The 18,385-nt window shown below is 42.7% G+C and carries 15 protein-coding genes; 14 read left to right on the top strand and 1 reads right to left on the bottom strand.

The window, feature by feature from the left end; translation table 11 throughout:
* Positions 1-66: 66 nt before the first annotated feature.
* The 13 genes from CTER_RS27740 to speA all read left to right on the top strand — a co-directional run bounded on the left by CTER_RS27740 (position 67) and on the right by speA (position 15,734).
* Complete coding sequence (locus CTER_RS27740; RefSeq protein ID WP_004627885.1) at positions 67-264, top strand: zinc-ribbon domain-containing protein; 198 nt, start codon at positions 67-69, stop codon at positions 262-264.
* Positions 265-357: 93 nt separating this feature from the next.
* Positions 358-921 (top strand): translation initiation factor IF-3, encoded by a 564-nt coding sequence (gene infC, locus CTER_RS17855; protein ID WP_004628006.1) that lies wholly within the window; start codon positions 358-360, stop codon positions 919-921.
* A 559-nt stretch (positions 922-1,480) separates the two neighbouring features.
* Positions 1,481-3,595 carry an NAD(P)/FAD-dependent oxidoreductase gene (locus tag CTER_RS17860; RefSeq protein WP_004627976.1) on the top strand — a complete coding sequence of 705 codons (2,115 nt, stop codon included), beginning with the start codon at positions 1,481-1,483 and terminating at the stop codon, positions 3,593-3,595.
* Positions 3,588-4,601 (top strand): polyprenyl synthetase family protein, encoded by a 1,014-nt coding sequence (locus CTER_RS17865; RefSeq protein WP_004627981.1) that lies wholly within the window; start codon positions 3,588-3,590, stop codon positions 4,599-4,601. The genes CTER_RS17860 and CTER_RS17865 overlap by 8 nt, the downstream gene beginning before the upstream one ends.
* A 29-nt stretch (positions 4,602-4,630) precedes the next feature.
* The gene (locus CTER_RS17870) at positions 4,631-5,533 is read left to right on the top strand and encodes a UbiA family prenyltransferase (protein WP_004627936.1); all 903 of its coding nucleotides are present in this window, start codon (positions 4,631-4,633) and stop codon (positions 5,531-5,533) included.
* Between the two features lie 121 nt (positions 5,534-5,654).
* Complete coding sequence (locus CTER_RS17875; RefSeq protein ID WP_004627990.1) at positions 5,655-6,041, top strand: NusG domain II-containing protein; 387 nt, start codon at positions 5,655-5,657, stop codon at positions 6,039-6,041.
* Between the two features lie 79 nt (positions 6,042-6,120).
* Positions 6,121-6,657 carry a Gx transporter family protein gene (locus CTER_RS17880; protein ID WP_004627972.1) on the top strand — a complete coding sequence of 179 codons (537 nt, stop codon included), beginning with the start codon at positions 6,121-6,123 and terminating at the stop codon, positions 6,655-6,657.
* Between the two features lie 29 nt (positions 6,658-6,686).
* Positions 6,687-7,763, top strand: a complete 1,077-nt coding sequence (locus CTER_RS17885) for a hypothetical protein (RefSeq protein WP_004627968.1) — start codon at positions 6,687-6,689, stop codon at positions 7,761-7,763.
* A gap of 117 nt (positions 7,764-7,880) precedes the next feature.
* Entirely contained in the window at positions 7,881-8,939 is a 1,059-nt protein-coding gene (locus tag CTER_RS17890) for an FAD:protein FMN transferase (protein ID WP_004627999.1), read from the top strand.
* A 56-nt stretch (positions 8,940-8,995) separates the two neighbouring features.
* Positions 8,996-10,105 carry an aldo/keto reductase gene (locus CTER_RS17895; RefSeq protein ID WP_004627984.1) on the top strand — a complete coding sequence of 370 codons (1,110 nt, stop codon included), beginning with the start codon at positions 8,996-8,998 and terminating at the stop codon, positions 10,103-10,105.
* A 483-nt stretch (positions 10,106-10,588) separates the two neighbouring features.
* A complete protein-coding gene (locus CTER_RS17900) occupies positions 10,589-11,839 on the top strand; it encodes a [Fe-Fe] hydrogenase large subunit C-terminal domain-containing protein (protein ID WP_004627876.1) in 1,251 nt (416 codons plus the stop codon).
* A 502-nt stretch (positions 11,840-12,341) separates the two neighbouring features.
* Positions 12,342-13,622: a LysM peptidoglycan-binding domain-containing protein gene (locus tag CTER_RS17905; RefSeq protein WP_040761569.1), complete on the top strand. Its 1,281-nt coding sequence runs from the start codon at positions 12,342-12,344 to the stop codon at positions 13,620-13,622.
* A 192-nt stretch (positions 13,623-13,814) separates the two neighbouring features.
* Positions 13,815-15,734, top strand: a complete 1,920-nt coding sequence (gene speA, locus CTER_RS17910; RefSeq protein WP_004627983.1) for a biosynthetic arginine decarboxylase — start codon at positions 13,815-13,817, stop codon at positions 15,732-15,734.
* Positions 15,735-15,848: 114 nt separating this feature from the next.
* Here speA and CTER_RS27110 read toward each other — a convergent pair whose 3' ends face one another.
* A complete protein-coding gene (locus tag CTER_RS27110) occupies positions 15,849-17,588 on the bottom strand; it encodes a DNRLRE domain-containing protein (RefSeq protein ID WP_004628004.1) in 1,740 nt (579 codons plus the stop codon).
* A gap of 224 nt (positions 17,589-17,812) precedes the next feature.
* On the opposite strand from CTER_RS27110, the gene CTER_RS17920 reads away from it, so the two are divergent.
* Positions 17,813-18,370: a PadR family transcriptional regulator gene (locus CTER_RS17920; RefSeq protein ID WP_004627890.1), complete on the top strand. Its 558-nt coding sequence runs from the start codon at positions 17,813-17,815 to the stop codon at positions 18,368-18,370.
* Positions 18,371-18,385: the final 15 nt, after the last annotated feature.

The raw sequence follows: 18,385 nt of genomic DNA on the forward strand, positions 1-18,385 counted from the left end.
AATTATCGTTGGGGTAAGCTTGCCTGAGAATTCTGAATCCAAATATTTAAAGGAGGTAATATGAATATGGCAGATAAGACTATAACATGTAGAGATTGCAACTCAACATTCATTTTTAGTGAAAATGAACAAGCATTTTACAAGGAAAAGGGTTTTGACAATGAGCCCCAAAGATGTCCCGATTGCAGAGCAGCTCGAAAGCAGCAAAGAGGCAATAATAACAGAAATGGAAATAGAAGCTTTGGTGGCGGAAACAGATGGTAAAATCAAAAGGAGAGTGTCAACTCTCCTTTTTTAGTTAAAATTTAAAATATATGATAAAATATATAAGTGGAATATCCAATTTTTAAATTTTACATGTTTTGTAAACTTAAAAAAACAAATAAAAAAGAGGTGTATATTATTAAGAAAGATGAATTGCAATTAAATGAGGAAATAAAGGATAATGAAATTCGTGTCATTGACAGCGACGGCTCAATGCTGGGAATTATGCCGACAAAAGCAGCAATGGAGCTGGCTTTTGCCAAAAAGCTCGATCTGGTAAAAATAGTGCCTAATGCCGTACCCCCGGTCTGCAAAATAATAGATTACAACAAAAGTGTTTTTGAACAGGCCAAAAAAGAAAAAGAAGCCAGGAAAAACCAAAAGGTTGTTTCTTTAAAGGAAGTAAGGTTATCGGCCGGAATCGAAGAACATGACTTTGAGGTAAAATTGAAGAGCGCCTTGAAATTTCTACAGAACGGAGATAAAGTCAAAGTATCAATAAGATTCCGGGGAAGAGAAATGAGATATACCGGTGCAGGAAAAGAAGTACTGGAAAAGTTCGCTGATGCAGTCAAAGAGTTTGGAACTATCGATAAGCTTCCAAAACTCGAAGGAAGAAACATGATAATGATAGCTGTCCCTAAAAAACAGGTATAATCAGGACATCTTTATATACATTGCTCACAAAGTACATGCCGAAATTTTACAGTTCACCACAATTTCAAGGCGTGTACTTTTTAATGGAGCCTGCAATTTATTGAGGTTGGCAGGTCTGGCATTTATTCATTGAAAACCGTCCCAGGATTGGACAGGTTTTCTTTTGTTTTATAGTCTGCAAAGTCACTGAAAATTCATATAAATAATAGTTTGCCGCTTTCGATGTTAAATATCAGATTGATATTTGATAAAGTAGGGTGTTTTGTTATATAATGGTATACAAATGAATACTGTTTATTAGATATTTTGTTCTCAAAGTTGTGGAATGCATTTACATGGAAAAAAATTGTTTTTAGAGTGATTATATTGAGTTATTGGTGGTATTAATTATACTATTGCTCAATTATTACTATTTCCATAATTTTTATATGTATTTGCATGTCAAAAACTTAACAAGCTTATTGATTGTTTATAATTTTTTTGCTAAAATTATAAACATGTAAATGTTGAAATTTGTTGAAAAATGTAATTATTCAGAATAATACTGCTGGAGGAAAATATGAAAAAAAATATTTTGGTTATCGGAGCTGGGTATGCGGGAATACTAACAGCAAAGAAGCTAGCTAAAAAGTTTAAAAAAGATGATACCGTAGCTATAACAATCATTGACAAGAATCCCTTCCATACGATGCTTACCGAATTGCACGAGGTTGCTGCAAACCGTGTGGACGAGGATAGTATAAAAATAAGCCTTAAAAAAGTGTTCGCCGGCAGAAAAGTAAACGTAGTGCTTGACACAGTCGAATCCATAGATTTTAATAACCACAGGGTCACCGGTAAGAATAACAAATATGATTATGAATACCTGGTTGTTGCTGCCGGCTCAAAGCCGACTTTTTTTGGTGTGCCCGGTGCAGAAGAGTATACTCATAAGCTCTGGTCCTATGACGATGCGGTAAAATTGAAGGATCATATTCATAACTGCTTCAGACAGGCTGCAATTGAAACAGATCCTGAAAAGAAGAGAAGGCTGTTGTCCTTTTATGTGGTAGGAGCCGGATTCACCGGTGTGGAAATGGTTGGTGAACTTGCCGAATATGTTCCTTTCCTCTGCGAAAAATACGAAATAGACAGAGAATTTGTAGAGATGGTAAATGTTGATGTTCTGCAAAGGGCGGTGCCGATATTGCCTGAAAAGCTGTCTGCAAAGGTTGAAGCGCGCCTGGAAAAAATGGGTGTAAAGCTGATGCTGAATTCCGGAGTTTGCGGCGTTGGAGAAGACTTCATTGAAGTTAAGAAGAACAGCCAATGTATAAGATATACAGCCGGAACAGTTATCTGGACCGCCGGTATCGAAGGTTCCGATATTACCAATGAAGCGTCTAAAAATCTTGAATCGGTCAACAGAGGACGCATTAAAACCGATTCTTTCCTCAGATCGTTAAATGATGAGCGCGTTTATGTCGTAGGTGACAACATGTTCTACATTCCTGAAGGAGAAGAAAGACCTGTTCCCCAGATGGTAGAAAATTGTGAGCATAGTGCGGCAACATGTGCGAATAATATATATTGTGCAATTACAGGAAAAGGGGAGATGGAGGTTTACAAGCCATCCTTCCACGGTGTAATGGTATGTGTAGGCGGACGGTATGGAGTTGCAAGAGTTGGTCTGCCAAATCACATGTTCAACCTGCCATCCTTTTTTGCAATGTTTGCAAAACACTTTATCAATATTATTTATTTTATACAGGTATTGGGCTGGAATAAAATATTCAGCTACATTAAACATGAGTTTTTTACAATCAGAAATTGCAGAAGTTTTGTGGGCGGGCATTTTTCCAACAGAACACCAAGCTTCCTGATGGTTGCCCTGAGAGTCTGGCTGGGTGCCGTATGGCTCTTTGAAGGGATTATGAAAGTGGTTGAAGGCTGGCTGACCGCACCGAAGCTTACCGGATTTTTCGGAGGAGCTACCTCCTGGTACAACAGCATTCTAGCAACCTCAACTGCCGCAGCTGCCGGAAGTCAGGGTGCAGTGGATGCCGTAAGTTCGGCCACCAGTACGGGTGTTGCCGAAAGTACCGTGAAAGCGGCTGTTGACGCTGTAAGTGCAGCTACAAGCACAGGTGCCGCCGAAAGTACAGTCAAGGCTGCAGTTGATGCAGTTACTGCCGCGACAGGTGCCGCAACAGACGGTACGGTGCAGGAAGCTGTAAAATCCATAGGAACAGCTATAATGAATTTTGATTTTCTTGGTTTATTCCGTTTGATTTTTGTAAGCGGCAAAGACCTGGCCCACTCCACATTGAGTGATTACGCTTTTAGGATTGATGTACCTTTGATGAACTGGTTCCTGGACAAGTTTGTTATCCACAACAATTCGATGCAGTTATTCATGCAGGGCTTCATAGTAATAGCAGAAATACTGATAGGTCTGGCACTTATCGGCGGTCTGTTCACAACACCTGCATCGGCGCTGTCTTTGGTACTTCAGTTTATGTTTGTATGTACAACAGGACTTTATCTGGGAACCTTCTGGATGATATTTGCCGCAATAGCCGTGCTTATCGGTGCCGGAAGAACATTTGGCCTGGATTACTACGCAATGCCGTTCCTGAAAAAGCAATGGAAGAAACTACCTATTGTGAAAAGGTTGTATATTTATAATGACTAATGAAAACATGATGCCACATAAAGATCTTGAATTTATTGTTTATGACGGGGCACTGGAACTGGTGAAGGAAAAAGTAAACAATGCATTGTCCGCTGCTCCCGTTATTATCCGTAAATATACCGGGCATTTGACGGCCTCGACAGGCAAATACATCAGGGCCGTCTCACTGCTCATATGTGCTCAGAACAGGGAAGGAAAGATCCATCCGAATGCCGTCAGTTTTGCTGCGGCTATTGAACTGCTCCATCTGGCAACACTGGTGCATGATGATGTTATGGATGATGCCGGAATCAGGAGAGGCCGGGTTACCCTCCAGAAGAAGTACGGAAAAAAAACTGCGGTTATCTGCGGAGATTACCTGCTTAGTATTGCCTTGAAAATGGCTGCTTCGGTTCCGAACAGAGAAGATTATATCAAACTGAACATGCCTGACTATGTGAGCAGAGTGTGCCTGGGGGAATTAAACCAGCATATCAATAACGGTTTTTTTGATTTATCGGCCTTTAAGTATTTGAAGATAATATCGGGAAAAACAGCTGCCTTGTTTGAAGCAGCCTTCTGTGCCGGGGCTGTACTCAGCAATTACGATTCGCAGAAAACCGAAGGAACCCCTGAGCTTGAAGAGAAGACCTTAAATAAATACATGCGCCTGGGAAGGTATATCGGAATGATTTTTCAAATTCAGGATGACTGCATGGACTTTGAAAAAACCGAGGAAGTTGCAAAAAAACCGGTACAGTCCGATTACCAGCAGGGGGTTATAACTCTGCCGCTGATATATGCCTTTCGGAAGATGCTGGGGTTAAAGGAAAAAGCCCGGAGCAACAGCCTTACAAGAGAGGAAATAAATACTGCTGTTTCTCAGACAGGCGGTTTGGATTACACACACGGGATATCCGGAAGGTATTATGATAAGTCAATGAAGTTGATAGAACAGCTTGATATTTCTTCCGATAAACGGTCAAAGCTTATATACGTCCTTGATAAGGCTTACGGAAAATCCTGATTTAAAGCCGGAATGATGCAGGTGAATGAATGGTTCTGAAATTACTGAATTATACCGAAATTAAAACCAAGATAACAAGTATTTTTGCATTCCTATTAACGGCAGCTTATATTTTCTATGCCGGAAAACCTATTAATTGGAGACTGACACTTATATTTTTCATTTCAATGTTTGTCTTTGATTTGACTACGACAGCCATAAATAATTATATTGATTCTAAAACCAATCATCAGAACCTCGGCTTCAAAAGAGGGACCGCTCTGTTGATAATATATGTATTATTCGGGATATCTGCAGGTGCCGGCCTGTATCTGGCCTATCTTACCGATGTGGTAGTGCTGCTGCTGGGTGCGGTATGTTTTCTGTGCGGCGTTTTTTATACCTTCGGGCCTGTACCCATTTCAAGAATGCCTTTGGGGGAGATATTTTCCGGAGTTTTTTACGGAGTGCTGATACCTTTAATCCTGTTGTATGTCAATATGCCCCAGGGCACTTATTTAACTTTAAAGCCTGGATGGGAGACCATAAGTCTTAATATAAACGTAATGCCGGTTGTAACCATATTGTTGCTTGCGGTAGCTCCTGCCTGTACTACCGCGAATATAATGCTTGCCAACAATATTTGTGACGTGGATAAGGACATAGCCGTTATGCGTTATACCCTTCCGTACTATCTGGGAAGAAAGCCTGCTCTGTATTTGTTTGCAGCCTTGTATTATATCCCCTATGCAGCTGTTGTACTGCTGGTATGCCTAAAGGTTATTTCGCCCATATGTCTGATAACTCTGCTTACTCTGGTAATAGTTCAAAAAAATATTAAGGAATTTTTTAAACTTCAGGATAAGGAAAAAACTTTTATCTGTTCTATTAAAAATTATATAATTATTATGGCCTCCCTAACTTTGACGATTTTTATTTCGGGATTATTTTAGGGCTATAAAGTCAATTACTGTTAAGCCTCTGCAGCCTTAAACTCAAACCGGCAGCTTTGGGAAGATTGTAATTGACTTGGTTAAATAATTAACACCAGTCTTAACCAGAACGGAGGGTTACATGAAGTTTTTCAAAAAAAGTGACATCATACTTGTTTTGACAATTGTTTTAATTGGTATATTATCTATGTTCATATATAAGTTCAATTTTGCTGAAAAGCCTGCCAGGGCTGAAATATACTATAAGACACAGCTGATTGAATCAATAGATCTTACAAAGGGGAAGGATGTTCATTTCTCCATACCGCAGAACAAGAATGTAATATTTCATCTTGATCCTGACGGAAATATTTCCTTTGAACATTCCGATTGCCCCGATAAAATATGTATAAAAACAGGGAAACTGAATACGGTAGGCCAGACAGCCGCCTGTCTGCCAAATGAAATTTTCCTTAAAATCGTCCCGCAGGATGGACATGAAGAACAGGATATTGATATTATAGGTTAATGAAATTACCAAATCCGTGAAAAGGGGGCAGGCATTTACTGCTCATTATATACTGCTGCAGAGAGGGTAACGGCTGAAGATGAATTCAATAAAAAGCAATCTTTCAAAAACAAAGCTTCTGGTTTTAACTGCATTACTTTTTGCCGTGGCATTGGTACTTTCAGTTGTTGAAAACTCGCTGCCCTCCTTAAGCTTGTTGGTTCCGGTTCCCGGAATAAAGCTGGGGCTTTCAAATATAGCTGTTATGTATGCATTGTTTTTTCTGGATAAGAAACCGGCTTTTGCAATAGCTGTTTTAAAAGGCCTGTTTGTGGTGATGACCAGGGGTCCTATAGCCGGACTTTTAAGTTTCAGCGGAGGAGTGCTTTCTGTCCTTGTAATGTCATTGCTGATATTTGTTTTTAAAGACAGGATATCCTATCTGGCTTTGAGCATATTTGGTTCAATAATGCATAACGTGGGACAGTTTATTGTTGTATCGTTTATTTACAACAATATGTATCTATGGGTATATCTTCCCGTACTTTTAATCTCTGGCGTGGTTGCCGGAATAGCAACCTCAACTCTCTTAAGATTTATTTTACCGGCTTTTAACAGGCTGGTTTCAAATAAATAAAACAAATTAATCTATTTGGAGGAACTACTATGAAAAAATTACTTTCACTTGTACTGGTTTTGGTTCTTGCCGTTACTTTTGTAACAGGCTGCGGATCAACAGCAACTCAACCAGGCACAGATACCGACAGTGCAGCAAGTACTGCACCGGGTACAACATCAAATACCGAACAGGGCACAGGTGATGCGGTCAAGACCGGACTTGCAGTTATATCTACTGCCGGAAGCTCCACTGATGCCGGAGAGAAGGACGGACTGGCAGAAGTTGATTCCGTTGCCGTCGCAGTAGCCGTAGATAAGGACGGCAAAATAGTGAAGTGTGCTATTGATACTGCCCAGACAAAAATCAATTTTTCCAAAGAAGGTAAAGTACTTTCAGACCTTAAAGCAGAATACAAATCCAAACAGGAACTCGGTGCGGATTACGGTATGAAAAAGGCTTCAAAGATTGGCAAGGAATGGTTTGAACAGGCAAATGCCTTTGCTGACTATGCAGTTGGAAAGACAGTTGCAGAAATCAAGGGTATTGCTGTAAATCAGGAAGGTATTACTACAGATGCTGAATTATCAACATCTGTGACAATACATATCTCTGATTATGTAGCTGCTGTCGAAAAGGCCGTCAACAATGCCAAGGATTTAGGTGCAAAAGCCGGTGACAAACTGGGCCTTGCAATAGTAACAAGTATTTCCGGTTCAAAGGATGCGGGTGAAAATGATGGTCTGGCTCAGGCTTACTCAAACTACACTGCAACTACTTTTGATGCGTCAGGAAAAATAACAAGCTGCGTTATAGATGCATCACAGTCAAATGTCAATTTCTCAAAAGAAGGAAAGATCACTTCCGACTTAAAAGCTCAATTACAGACAAAGGATGAGCTGGGTGAGGCCTATGGAATGAAAAAGGCATCAAAGATCGGCAAGGAATGGTCTGAACAGGCCGATGCCTTCTCCAAATATGTTGTTGGAAAAACAGTTGACGAAGTTAAGGGCATAGCAGTAAACGAAGAAGGTGTTGCAACAGCCGCTGAATTGACAAGTTCGGTTACAGTTCACATCTCCGACTTTACAAGCGTTATTGAAAAAGCCTCAAAATCTGCTAAATAGTAATAAAAATTATTTAAGTTGTAAAATCTAAAATAGCATTATAAGATAAGTATAGTATTTTATAAACAATGGGAGGTAGTTGTTCAAACTACCTCTCTAACCATTTGAGGTGAGAATTTGTCTAAAAAGATTATCGCAATAATATTATTACTGGCAACGGCTTTTAACATAACCTCCTGCGGAAAACCTGAAAAGAAGCGATATGAGGCACAGTTCCTGGAACTGTTTGATACTGTGACACAGATTGTAGCCTATTCCGACAGTAAGGAAGAGTTTACAAAACAATCCCAGCTGGTATATGACACACTCAAGGAGTATCATCAGCTGTATGACATATACAATGATTATCCCGGTATTAACAATATCAAAACCATAAATGAGAATGCAGGCATAAAGCCTGTAAAAGTTGACAGGAAAATAATCGACCTGCTTCTTTTTTCAAAGAAGTGGTATGAAAATACAGACGGAAAATTGAATATAGCCCTGGGGGCGGTTCTTAAAATATGGCACAAGCACAGGGAAGAGGGCCTGGCGGATGAAGCCAATGCAACCCTGCCCAATATGGAAGAACTTAAGGAAGCAAAAAAGCATACAGATATAAACAAGGTAATAATTGATGAAGCCAATTCTACGGTTTTTCTTGAAGATCCCAAAATGAGTCTGGATGTGGGCGGAGTCGGCAAGGGGTATGCCACCGAACAGGTCTGCCTGAATGCTGCTAAAAACGGCTTTACTTCAGGGCTGATAAGTGTCGGAGGCAATGTCAGGGCCATTGGCAGCAAGGGCTCCCAACAGGAGATGTGGAATGTGGGTGTCCAGAATCCTGACAAGGAAAGTGATAAAAATACGCTGGATATTGTATATATATCCGATATGTCCCTGGTTTCCAGCGGAGTTTATGAAAGATACTACATTGTCAACGGAAAGAGCTATCACCACATCATTGACCCCGACACCCTGTACCCGGCCGACAATTATCTGCAGGCAACCATTCTCTGCAAGGATTCGGGAGTGGCGGATGCCACAGCAAAGGCAGCGTTCATACTTCCCTTTGACAAGGCGCTGGAATATATAAATTCCATGCCTGATGTAGAAGCCATGTGGGTATTTAAGGACGGCAGCATAAAGTACAGCGACGGTTTTGAGAAGTACTTGAAGAAGCCTGATAAAAAATAAATATTGTTTTATTCATTACTATTTTGTGGCCGCTATTGTGGCTCATGGAGGTTAATATGGAAAAAAGGAAGTTTGGCAAGACCGGGCTGGAAACGTCAATTCTGGGGTTCGGCGGGTTTCATCTGCTGGAAATACCTGTAGCCGAAGCAAAGTATCTTCTCAACAGGTATCTTGATGAGGGAGGAAACTACATAGAAACTGCCGCCAGTTATGGTGACGGCGAATCGGAGCGGAAGATTGGGCAGTCAGTGGCCCACCGGAGAGAGGAATTCATTCTGGCCACCAAGACGGGGGAGAGAACCAAAGCAAAATGTCTGGAATCACTTGACAGAAGTCTGAAGAATCTGAGAACGGATCATGTTGACCTTTTTATAATGCATGCAGTCGGTACAATGTCCGAGCTGGACACCATCCTCGGGCCTGGCGGAGCTCTTGAGGGAGCTCTTCAGGCAAAGCGTGAGGGAAGGATAAGGCATATCGGCATTTCAATGCACGGGCAGCCCGATGTATTGATCAGGGCATTGAAAGAGTACGACTTTGATGCGGTCATGACTACCATAAACTATTATGACAGGTTTAATTTCCCCGAGATTGAAGAGGTGCTGGTACCCCTGGCGCTTGAAAAGGAAACTGCAATCATACTTATGAAGCCGGTTGGAGACGGATTGCTCTGGAAATCGGTATTGCCGGCCTTCCGCTATGCATTTACCCAGCCCGCATCGGTAATTGTTGCAGGTATCAATAACAGGGAGATGCTTGAGACCGATCTGGAATTTGCCGAAAAGTTCTTTCCCATGTCAAAAGTCGAGATGGAGCAGCTTTATGCCAATGCCCCGGAGCTTGGAAACTATGTCTGCAGGCAGTGCGGAAAATGTGCCTGTCCCGAAGGGATACCAATTCAGGAAATTTTCAGATACGAAGGGTATTTCGACAGACAGATGGCCGATGGAATTGTAACCAATGCCGCCGAATATTCCCTGAAGGAAAGACTCCGTTTCTGGTTCGGAAACAGGGAGCTGGCCATGGAACGCTATGGAGCGCTTGCCGTCAAAGCACATGAGTGCAGCCGGTGCGGAAAATGTATTCCGGAATGTCCCTACGGCATTGATATTGTCAGAAAGTTATCCATTGCAGATTATAAGCTGGGCGGAAAAGACATATACTAACATTGGTTTAAAGAGGTTGCCGGTTAATTTGAATTACATTTACGTTCCGGCTGTAAATTTATTTTGATGAACGAAGAGAAGCAGATTAAAACAATGTGAAAATTGATAGTATTTCCGTCTGACATCCGTCAATGGATTGCCCACGAAGTTCTTGCCTGAAATAGTATGACTTACCAGAAGCACGTCCTAGCCGTCGCAGCAACTCGCCATCGTGGCTCGGTATGTTGCTCAAATTGACATCGTGTCAATTTGCCGGCATGACGTACTTCTGGTAAGTCTACGGATTTCGGGCAAGCTCTTCTAACCGGGCTTCCCATTGACGGATGCCGGCCTCGCATACTATCAAGATATATTGGTTTTAATCTGATTCCAGCCGGTATAAATAAATTAATGCCGGAAAGGAAATAGATCTACGCCGGCACAACCCGTTAAACCAATGTGAGATATATGAGGAATAAACCCGTTAAACTGATGGAGATGACCATGCAAACTTTTAAGGATTTATATAACAGATTGGTAAAAGCTGCTGTTCAAAACAGGGTGGAGGAAGAAGTTGAAGAGATACGGAAGCAGGATTTTGATCCCCACCAGCTGGACTGCCTTTTGCACCCGAAGGATTACGGACCTGTATGGCGCCTTGGGGATTGTGACTGCTGTGACGACGACGGGAAGAACTGTCCCACTAAATGCCTGTTTGACGCACTTGAAAAAGACGAAAAGGGAAATGTTTCGATTAATGTTGAGAAATGTGTGGGCTGTTCGGGCTGTGTGGACAGGTGTAAAGCTGAAAAACTTGTGGGGAGCAGGGATATACTCCCAACCCTGGATGCGGTCAACAATGCCCAGGGACCTGTATATGCAATGATAGCGCCGGCATTTACAAGCCAGTTCAGTGAAGAGGTCACGCCGGGCAAGCTGAGGAGCGCCTTTAAGCGTCTTGGTTTTGCAGGTATGCTGGAGGTGGCGCTGTTTGCCGATATTCTGACACTTAAGGAAGCGCTGGAGTTTGACCGGAACATACTTGACGAAAAGGATTTTCTCCTTACCAGCTGCTGCTGTCCCATGTGGATAGCTATGATAAGGCGGGTATACAGCCAGTATGTTCCCCACGTTCCGGGTTCGGTATCGCCCATGATAGCCTGCGGGCGGTCCATTAAACTTCTGGAACCCAATGCAGTAACGGTATTTATCGGGCCCTGCATTGCAAAGAAGGCAGAAGCCCGCGAAAAGGATATAGCCGATGCTGTGGATTTCGTACTTACTTTTCAGGAGGTCCAGGATATATTTGAGGCGGCTGGTATTGATCCGGCCCGACTGCAGGAGGATTCCAGGGATCATTCCTCAAAGGCGGGGAGGATATATGCCAGAACAGGCGGTGTAAGCGAAGCTGTCCAGACCACTGTAGAGAGACTCAATCCCCACAGAAAGATTTCTGTAAAAGCCAGGCAGGCCGATGGGATGCCTGCCTGTAAAGAACTGCTGGGAGCCCTTAAAGAGGGCCGGATAACTGAGAATTTCCTGGAGGGCATGGGCTGTGTGGGAGGCTGTGTCGGAGGCCCCAAGGCCATTCTGAACCGGGAGGACGGCAGAAAAAATGTCATAGCCTACGGCAGCCAGGCGTTATATTCCACACCCATCGACAATCCATATGTCATAGATCTGCTGCACCGGCTTGGCTTTGATACAATCGAAAGCCTTCTGGAGCGCAGCGACATCTTTACAAGGGAATTCTGAAAGCCCCAGAACTATAGCTGCCTCAGCTATTGGCTATAGGGTGAAAATATCACAGATTAAAGACATTAAGATTTTGTTTGCTTTACAGACAGATTATTTTAAATCAACTGGTAACGTGAGGACAACTTCATAAAATAAGATGCACGGTTAAAAACAATTACGCTAAATTGTCGACGAAGGTAAAGCGGTTTTGCCGGCAAAGCAGCAGGACGCTGCTTTGAGCTTCAAATCGAGACAGGATGTCGAGTTTGAGCGACGGCAATAACCACTTTAAATGAGGCGATACAATTTTCGTAATTGTTTTGGGTGCGCCCTTATTTTATGAAGTTAGTGCGGAAGTTACCTGTTGATTCTAAAAAATTACAAAGATAAAGCAAAATCACTTTAGTTATCTTAATCACCTTTTCTTGGCCGTAACTCATTATGGTAAACCGGCATATATTGTAAGGGGATGCTGCACTTATTTGCAAATCCTTTAGAAAAAAAGGAAAGAGTGATTTATTTGAGAATACATGTTGTACGCCGCGGAGACAGTATCTATACCATTGCACGCAGATATAATGTCTCTCCGCAAAAAATAATTTCCGACAATGAGCTTACAAATCCTGCGCAGCTGGTAATAGGACAAACTTTGGTCATACTTGAGGGAACCCGCAGGCATGTGGTGGCTCCCGGACAATCCCTGTATTCCATTGCTGCCATGTACAGAATCGGCGTGAATGAAATACTTCAGGCAAATCCTCAGATTACCAACCCTTCACAGATTGCAGCCGGTCAGACCATAGTTATCCCTCCCAGAACCATTAATTTCGGGAATATACAGGTAAACGGCTATACTTTCCCCAATATCAACCGGGACGTTCTCAGGAGAACCCTGCCCTATCTCACTTATTTAAGTATTTTCAGCTATCAGGTAAGGGCCGACGGCAGCATGAGAGGCATAGACGATGAACCCCTTATAAATGCGGCCAGGGCTGCCGGAGTGGCACCTTTGATGGTTATTACAAATCTGGGGGAAACGGGCGGTTTTAACAGTGATATCGCCCGTGCAATACTGACCAGTGAGGAGGTTCAAAACACCCTTCTGGACAATGCCATCAGCAACATGCGGGACAAAAATTATTTCGGGCTGGATATAGATTTTGAGTACATTTATCCCGATGACAGAGAAAACTATAACAATTTTCTGAGAAAGGCCGTTAATACACTCAGGCCGCTTGGCTTTTCGGTTACTACGGCACTGGCGCCAAAAACCTCGGCCGGGCAGGTGGGCAAACTCTACGAAGCGCATGACTATCCCGTACACGGAGCCCTTGCGGACCATGTAATTATTATGACCTATGAATGGGGCTTCACCTATAGTGCTCCTATGGCAGTCTCCCCAATACCGGGTATCAGAAGAGTGCTTGATTATGCAGTTACTGCCATTCCAAGGGAAAAGATATTCATGGGCATGTCGAATTACGGCTATGACTGGACACTGCCATATCAGCCGGGAACTGCTGCCAGAACGGTGACAAATACGGGAGCTGTGGACCTTGCCAGAAGAAGGGGCGCCGAAATCCAGTACGATGAAGAATCCCAGGCTCCGTTTTTCTATTACTATGATGACAACCGAAGACAGCATGTTGTATGGTTTGAAGATGCGAGGAGCATACTTGCCAAGTTGTCTCTGGCAAACGAATTCAGACTGGGAGGGGTCAGTTATTGGACAATAATGAATTTCTTCCCGCAAAACTGGCTGGTTTTGAGCAATGTTTACAATATTCAGAAAGTTCTGTAAATATATAAAATTTACCTTTTGTTTATAGTTATTGACATTAGGTTTTGCATGTGTTATTGTCTGCTTTGAATAGTTTATAATTATTCATAACTTAAGTGGAAAGCCTTGGAAGCGCAAGGTTTGAATGAAAGAAATCCATCGTATTTATGCGCGGGTGGATTTATGGACTCTATTTAATGAAAGGAAGCGGATATGAACAAGGCAGAACTTTTAGGTAGATGGACCAAAGAAAAGTCTGAGGAGCTTTACGGTATAAAAAACTGGGGTAACGGATATTTTTCCATTTCAGATAATGGAGAGGTTCTTGTAAACCCATATAAGGAAAATGAATCGGCTGCAGTCAGCCTTATGAATATTATTTCAGGTGTGCGTGAACGTGGACTGGATATGCCTGTGTTATTGCGTTTCGAGAATTTATTGGACTCACAGATTTCTTTCCTGAACAATTCTTTCAGTGATGCAATGAAGAAGCTCAATTATAAGGGGGCTTACAGGGGAGTTTATCCTATAAAGGTCAATCAGCAGCAGCAGGTTGTGGAGGAAGTGACCAAATTCGGTCAGCGTTATCACCATGGCCTTGAGGTGGGAAGCAAGGCCGAGCTGGTTGCTGCACTGTCGGTTATAAAGGACAAGGAAGCCTGTCTGATCTGTAACGGTTACAAGGATGAAGAGTTTGTCGACCTGGGACTATATGCCGTCAAGATGGGCTTTAAATGCTTCTTTGTCATAGAAATTCCCGGTGAACTGGAAATTGTATTGGAGAGGTCAAAGGCCCTGGGTATAAAGCCCAATATAGGCATAAGGATAAAGCTGTCTGCAAAGGCGGGCGGACATTGGACCGAATCGGGAGGAGACCGCAGCATATTCGGATTGAATATGTCACAGGTTATAGCAATGGTGGATGAGCTGAAAGAAAAAAACATGCTGGATTCACTCAAGCTTCTCCACTATCATCTGGGTTCTCAGATACCCAATATCAGGGATATCCGTTCGGCCGTCCTTGAGGCTGCCCGTGTTTATGCTGAGCTTGTAAAAGAGGGTGCGCCCATGGGTTATCTGGATCTGGGCGGAGGACTGGCAGTTGATTATGACGGCTCCAACACAAATTATACCTGCAGCCGTAACTATACTGTCGAAGAGTATTGCACCGACATAGTCGAAGCTGTTATGACCACCCTGGACCTGACTGACATACCGCATCCCATAATTGTGACCGAGTCGGGAAGAACCACGGTTGCATATTATTCGGTGTTGCTGTTTAATGTCCTTGACGTCGAAAAGTTTGAGGAGCACGAAATACCCGATAAACTGGATGAAAATACTTCTGAGCAGATAAAGAACCTGTTTGATGTCAATAAAAATATTACACAGAAAAATATTCAGGAGTGTTACAATGATGCTCTTTACTACCGCGATGAAATTCGAGACATGTTCAAGCATGGCAGGCTGAGCCTCAGAGAACGTGCTTTCTCCGAGAAGATATTCTGGAACACCATAAACCAGATTGCAAAGGAAAAGCAGAAACTGAAAAATGCCCCGCCCGATCTGGAAGATATTGAAAGTGCAATAGCCGATATATACTATTGTAATTTTTCAGTGTTCCAATCAATTCCCGACAGTTGGGCAATAGATCAGCTGTTCCCAATCATGCCTCTTCACAGGCTGCTTGAATTGCCAAAACGCAATGCTGTCATTGCCGACATCACCTGCGACTGTGACGGAAAGATAGATCACTTCATTGATCTGCACGATGTCAGGAATACCTTGCCTTTGCACGATATGAAACACAATGAGGATTACTACCTGGGTGTATTCCTTGTAGGTGCATACCAGGAGACACTGGGAGATCTTCACAATCTGTTTGGTGATACAAATGTAGTCAGCGTCAGGATAAATGGTGACGGAACCTATGACCTGGTCAAGGAAATTCATGGAGACAGTGTATCTGATGTTCTGTCCTATGTTGAATTTGACCCCAAGGATATGCTTGTCAGCTTCCGTGAAAAAGCAGAGGATGCTATCCGCAACGGTCTGATATGTGCCAGTGAAAGACCTGAAATCATGAGGGCGTATGATAACGGCCTTCGCGGCTATACCTATTATGAGAGGTAAGAGTAGGGCTTTTAAAATCATAAAACCCTGCTAAAAGGAACTGCCTGACACTGCCGGCGAAACATAAACGTGTTTTGCCGGCAGTGTCAGGCATTATTTGTTATTAATGGTGTATTACTGCGCTCTTTTATCTGTTACTGCAGCATTATTATTTGCCCACGAGAGTTCGCCGGCATCATAATGCGGAGGGCCGGCAGGAGTCTGTGCCGTAAGGACGATGTCGGCGTCATTGGGAAGTCCCTGCCAGGTGTTTTCCGCTACATTTGCATTTCCTCCGTCAACGAATATTCCGCATCTGGTGTCCGATATATTATTTCCGACAACTTCTCCCTGGGAGGATTCCAGCAGTTGAATACCGGTATCCAGGGATGAGATTTTGTTGTTTTTAATAATATAATTGTTTGCTCTTTCCTCAACGGTTGAAATTCCGGCAAGTAATTTAGCAGTTTCGGTTTTACCCGGCCCCGTCAGGGTACAGTTGAGAATTCTGGCTTCACTGGCCATAATTCTGATCAGCTCTGTCGGATAGTTGTGAGTACTGGTAATTGATATTCCATTCAAAGTCACAACAGGTACGGTAATGATTACCGGTATGGAGTCACTGGCCGCAATAATCTGTGGATCGTCCTCCCCCAGCAGAGTTACTCCCACCTTGGTAATATTTATTGTGCTCACGGTTTGAAAAGTTCCTTTAATATGAATGGTTCCGCCTGATTCCACCACTGACAGCGCCTGCTCAATTGTTCCGAACGGACGTGAACTGCTTCCGTCTCCGTTGGCGGCTCCGGCCTCTACGTATACATTTTTGAGGGCTGACGAATCTTCAGATTTTACCTGGACGGCCGTATTCGGGGATGCTGAAGATTTAACGGCAGATTTTTCTCCGGATTTTTCTGGAGCTTTAGCTGCTGACTTACCCGAAGATTTATTCGGAAGGTTGAATTTCCAGACAAAAATCAGGGCGGTCGTGCCGGTTTCAGCTTCTTCGGATTTATTGCTCAAGGGCACAGGTTGAGCAGTATCACGATATCTTACCGTTAATTTGTCTCCGGCCTTTGCATTTATAACCGACATGCCTATATCCGTTAAATCCGACTCTAAATCCATACCATAAATGCTTCCGGTAATTAAAGTGTCATTCTGGAATAGAGCAAATTGATTCTGGGACGGGTTGGCCACCGTGAACCATAATGCATAGGCACCGTCTTCTTCCACAGTTATGGAATCACTCCCGTCGATATAGGATACTCCCTGCATGAAGCCTTTTTCGTTGAGAGGGATATCGGCTTGAGGAACCACACCCTTAATTCCGGAACTGTAGCCATTGGAATTATCGGTCTCAGGGCCGTCGTAATTCAGAAATAGTTTTGGGAAATAGGGTTCCCAGCCTATTCTGCCGCTTCCGAACTCTACCAGGGATACGCCGTCCGGATTTGTCAATGCAATTCCGTGGTTCTCATATACTCCTCCCAACCAGTCGTTTACAAGCTGGGTTACATCAATTTGTACTGTTTTATTCAAGTCTTCCGAGGTTATTTTGAATTCCAGCGGGGTTGCAACCATCCCGGGTTTTCTGTCATATGTAACGTAGTTAGCGTCAAAAGATCCGGTCAATCTGTTGACAACTATTGAACTTTTATCTTCTTCTGTTTTTACCATAACGCTCAATTGCAGAATAGCACGGTCTACAGAATTTGTAGCTACTGTTGTAAAGTCGAATTTCAGTAAACTTGTGCAAGTTCCGAACAGTTCATCTTTACCTGCGTAAAGCAGCGGGTAGAAAGAAAAAATATTACTTGGCTGCGCCGACGAGATAAATGTGTTGTGGGCAGCGGTTAAAACTATAGGAGGCATTGATATTCCTTCCTTTCACAATAATATAGTTTTATAGTTTATATACCTACATAACATATTATTTTATGAGCCGGTGTAATGTTACCATCTCAGCAAAAATTGACATATGTATATCAACTTGATATAATAAAACTAAATCAAGTTGATATAGTTTTGTGTGCATTTCATTATTATTTTGTGGCCGCTATGCGGTTCAAAGCCATAACACGGCTTAGGAGGTCAATATGCCAAAAGAAAATACCACTGTTTATATTATTCTGGGATTGTTGAGCCATGAAGACTTGAGCGGTTATGATATAAAAAAGCGAATCGATCATCAGATAAGCTTTTTCTGGGATATTGGATACGGGCAGATTTATCCCACACTTTCAAGGCTTGTAGCAGACCGGTTGGTTACCAAACGAACCAGCGAGAGTTCCGGGGGTCCCGAAAAAAACCTGTACTCCATAACTCACCAGGGCAGAGAGGTTTTGAAAGAGTGGCTGAAAACTCCTGTACAAAAGGAATATACCAAATATGAGATACTGGTGAAGCTCTTCTTCGGGCATGCGGTTTCCTTTGAGGAAAACAAGGAGAGGATAGAAGCATTTAAGGTCAGACAACTTGAGACACTCAAGCTGATGGACATGTTTAAGAGAAATTTGGAAGAGGTTATGGACAGGGAGGAGGAGCATCTTTTTTATTATCTGACGGTTTTATTTGGTGAAAAGATATTCCAGGCCTATGTCCAATGGGCTGATGAAGCTGTAAATCTGCTTGAGGCCAGATATCAAAAAGAATAGATTAAGAATCGTGAT

Origin of the sequence: Ruminiclostridium cellobioparum subsp. termitidis CT1112, assembly GCF_000350485.1 — a bacterium.
Classification (GTDB): domain Bacteria; phylum Bacillota; class Clostridia; order Acetivibrionales; family DSM-1351; genus Ruminiclostridium; species Ruminiclostridium termitidis.